This is a genomic window from Myxococcus sp. CA039A (assembly GCF_013336645.1).
GTDB classification, from domain to species: Bacteria; Myxococcota; Myxococcia; order Myxococcales; family Myxococcaceae; genus Myxococcus; species Myxococcus llanfairpwllgwyngyllgogerychwyrndrobwllllantysiliogogogochensis.
In genome coordinates this window covers 1-3,168 of record NZ_JABUMQ010000575.1, presented here as the reverse complement: position 1 = coordinate 3,168, position 3,168 = coordinate 1, and the positions used below count along the sequence as shown (strand labels likewise).

The window sequence follows — 3,168 nt, the reverse complement described above, 5'->3', positions numbered from 1 at the left end:
ACATGGGGGCGGGTGGGGTGGCTCCTCGGGCACCTGGGACGTCGGGGTGCCCCAGGGAATTCACACCAGCTTGACGCGCGCCGCCTTCAGCCTGCCGACCTGCACCGTGTACTCGCCGGCCCCCAGTTCCGCCTTGGCGTCCATTACCTTCTCGCCGTTCACCCGCGCGCCGCCCTGGGAAATCATCTTCCGCCCCTCGGTCGAGGAGGCCACCAGCTTCGCCTCGACCAGGATCTTCGTCACGGGCATTGTCGCCGCGCCGGCCAGGGAGATCTCCACTTGCGGCAGGTCCTCCGCCGTCAGCTCCTTCTTCGCGAAGCGCTTCTCGAAGTCCTCCTCCGCCTTGCGCCCCGCCTCGGCGCCGTGGAAGCGCGCCGTCATCTCCCGCGCGAAGCCCAGCTTGGCGACCTTCGGATGCACCTCGCCGCTGGCGACCTTGGCCTGCAACTCGCCCAGCTCCTTGAGCGTCAGCGACGACAGGAGCTGGTAGTAGCGCCACATGAGGTCGTCGGTGATGCTCATCAGCTTGCCGAACATGGTGTCCGCCGGCTCGCTGACGCCCACGTAGTTGTCCAGGCTCTTGGACATCTTGTCGCCGACGATCTTCCCCTCGACGAGCTTCGCGCTGAGGCCCTCCAGGATGGGGCCCGTCATGATGACCTGCGGCGCCAGGTTCTCCTCGCGCATGAGCTGCCGGCCCACCAGGAGGTTGAAGAGCTGGTCCGTCGCGCCCAGCTCCACGTCCGACTTCAGCGCCACGGAGTCGAACCCCTGCAAGAGCGGGTAGAGCATCTCGTGGATGGCGATGGAGACGTTCTCCCGGAAGCGCTTCTTGAAGTCGTCCCGCTCCAGCATGCGCTGCAGCGAGTAGCGCGACGCCAGGCGAATCATCCCCTCGGTGCCGAGCTGGTCCAACCACTCGGAGTTGAAGCGCACCGTCGTCTTGGCCTCGTCCAGCACCTTGAAGACCTGCTGCTTGTACGTCTCCGCGTTGGCCTTCACCTCGTCGCGGGTGAGCGCGGGGCGCGTGGCGTTGCGGCCCGTGGGGTCGCCAATCAGCGCGGTGAAGTCACCGATGAGGAACACCACCGTGTGCCCGAAGTCCTGGAAGCGTCGCATGCGCGTGAGCAGCAGCGAGTGCCCCAGGTGCAGGTCCGGCCGGCTCGGGTCGAACCCCGCCTTGATGACCAGGGGCTTGCCCGAGTCATACGCGTACTTGAGCTTCTTCTTCAGGTCCTCGGGCGAGTGGAGATCCACCGTGCCTCGGGTGACTTCTTCGAACTGCTCCTCGGGGGTCGCCTTGCGCAGCGCGTCCGGATTCATGGGCGGCGGACCTTAGCCGAAAGTGGCGCCGCGCGAGCGGCCCTTCCACTGCGACTTTCAGGTGCCCGGAAGGTGGACTCGGACACGCTCGATGCTCTTGCCGCGTCCGGAGGCATCGTCGATGTCCACCACCACACCCTGGAGATAGACGAGCCGCTCGGCCACTTCATAGGGCGCGTTCTTCTGCCCCAGGAAGCGCGCCAGGGACTGCTCCTTCTTCATCCCGATGACCGAATCCAGTGGGCCACACATGCCCACGTCGGTGATGAAGGCCGTGCCGCCGGGGAGGATGCGCTCATCCGCCGTCTGCACATGGGTATGCGTCCCCACCACGACGGACACCCGCCCATCCAGGTGCGCGCCCATGGCGTTCTTCTCGCTGGAGGCCTCGCAGTGCATGTCCACGAGGATGCACGGCGTGCGCGCGCGCAGTTCCTCCACCAACCCCTGCACCACCTCGAAGGGGTTGTCGTGCGCGCGCATGAAGACGCGGCCCTCCAGGTTGATGACGCCCAGCGCGCGCCCGTCCTTGAGCGTCACCACGCCGTGCCCTCGTCCTGGAGTGTCCTTGGGGTAGTTCGCCGGCCGCAGCAGCTTGTCCGGATGGGCCGTCACCCAGGGGATGATGGCCTTCTTGGACCAGAAGTGATTGCCGCTGGTCAGCAGGTCAACGCCAGCGGCGAGCAGGGTGTCAGCCGTCTCCGGAGAGATGCCGGCACCCTGATCGCTGTTCTCCGCGTTGGCGATCGTCACGTCCACGCCATGGGTGGCCTTCAGACGTGGCAGGAGCGCTCGGACGGCTTGAAGCCCCGGACGACCCACCACGTCTCCCATGAAGAGGACCTTCACGTATCCAGGAATTCCGGCTCGCGAAACAGGCCGCGGCAGGTCTCGGATTCCGTCACCACGAGGTCCATGTCCACGTCGTCCCCTGTCGTAGGCAGGATTTCGACGAGCTGATCACTGAAGGCCAGTCCCACCCGCCGACTGCGAGCACTGGCCGCGCGCAGGGTGGCGTCGTAGTAGCCGCCTCCGCGTCCCAGTCGCTTGCCGTCCCGCGTGAAGCCCAGACCCGGAACAACGAACAGGTCGATCTGGTCCACCGCGATCAGGTCCGAGGAGTTCGTCGGCTCCCGGACGCCCAGCCGGCCCGGTTCCAACTCCGCCTCCGACTTGATGGCCCGGAACGAGAGAATCCGCCCGTGCACATGGGACAGCGGGTAGCAGACGATCTTCTCGTCCTGCAACGCCGCGATGAGAATGTCCCGTGTCGGCACCTCGCCCCGGATGGGGGCGTACAACGCCACAGTCCTCGCTTTATGATAGTACTGCGTCGCCAGGAATCGAGACTGCACCTTGAGACCCCGCGTATCGATGAGGTCGGGCGTCATCGCCTTTCGGCGCGCCGTCAACTCATCCCGCAGCGTCTGCTTCCTCGCCGCCGCCGCCTCTTCCACCACCGTCTCGCTCACCGCCGCCGCTCCGCAGAAAAAGTCCCCCGCCGCATGGCCGTGTGCCCAGCGTCCATTGAACCCTAAAAGCCAGGTGGGGACCGAAATCATGCCTCCGCAGGCTTCCCTCATCCCTCGTGAGAGGGGAGGGCTTGCACATGGAAGCCGAAACGGACCCCGGAACGGACGTATCGGTTCGAATTTCCGCTGGGCATCACGCGCCCCGCAGGGGACAGCCCTTGAAACAAAGCTACAGTGCCACCAAGGCCCCGAAATAACTGAGAAATCTCGCGACCACCTTTTGAAATGATAAGGATGGGAAGCGGCGGGGTCAAGGCATCCTCGCGCGTTTACAAGCCAGCCACGGCCCCCCTATGATGGGAGCCCCCCACAC

3 protein-coding genes and 1 other RNA gene are annotated in these 3,168 nt (G+C 65.7%); all 4 read right to left on the bottom strand.

All coding sequences use genetic code 11. The features are described 5' to 3' along the window. Positions 1-60 precede the first annotated feature (60 nt). Positions 61-1,323: a tyrosine--tRNA ligase gene (gene tyrS, locus HR086_RS45875; protein ID WP_174455200.1), complete on the bottom strand. Its 1,263-nt coding sequence runs from the start codon at positions 1,321-1,323 to the stop codon at positions 61-63. 57 nt (positions 1,324-1,380) lie between these two features. Further along, entirely contained in the window at positions 1,381-2,172 is a 792-nt protein-coding gene (locus HR086_RS45870) for a TIGR00282 family metallophosphoesterase (RefSeq protein WP_141647041.1), read from the bottom strand. After that, positions 2,169-2,795, bottom strand: a complete 627-nt coding sequence (locus HR086_RS45865; RefSeq protein ID WP_141647040.1) for a 5-formyltetrahydrofolate cyclo-ligase — start codon at positions 2,793-2,795, stop codon at positions 2,169-2,171. The genes HR086_RS45870 and HR086_RS45865 overlap by 4 nt, the downstream gene beginning before the upstream one ends. 19 nt (positions 2,796-2,814) lie before the next feature. Then, a non-coding RNA gene (gene ssrS, locus HR086_RS45860) (6S RNA) lies at positions 2,815-3,009 on the bottom strand. Between the last annotated feature and the right edge of the window lie 159 nt (positions 3,010-3,168).

Coding starts and splice junctions, on each gene's coding strand:
- tyrS (WP_174455200.1), bottom strand. CDS start 1,323: ATGAATCCGGACGCGCTGCGCAAGGCGACCCCCGAGGAGCAGTTCGAA.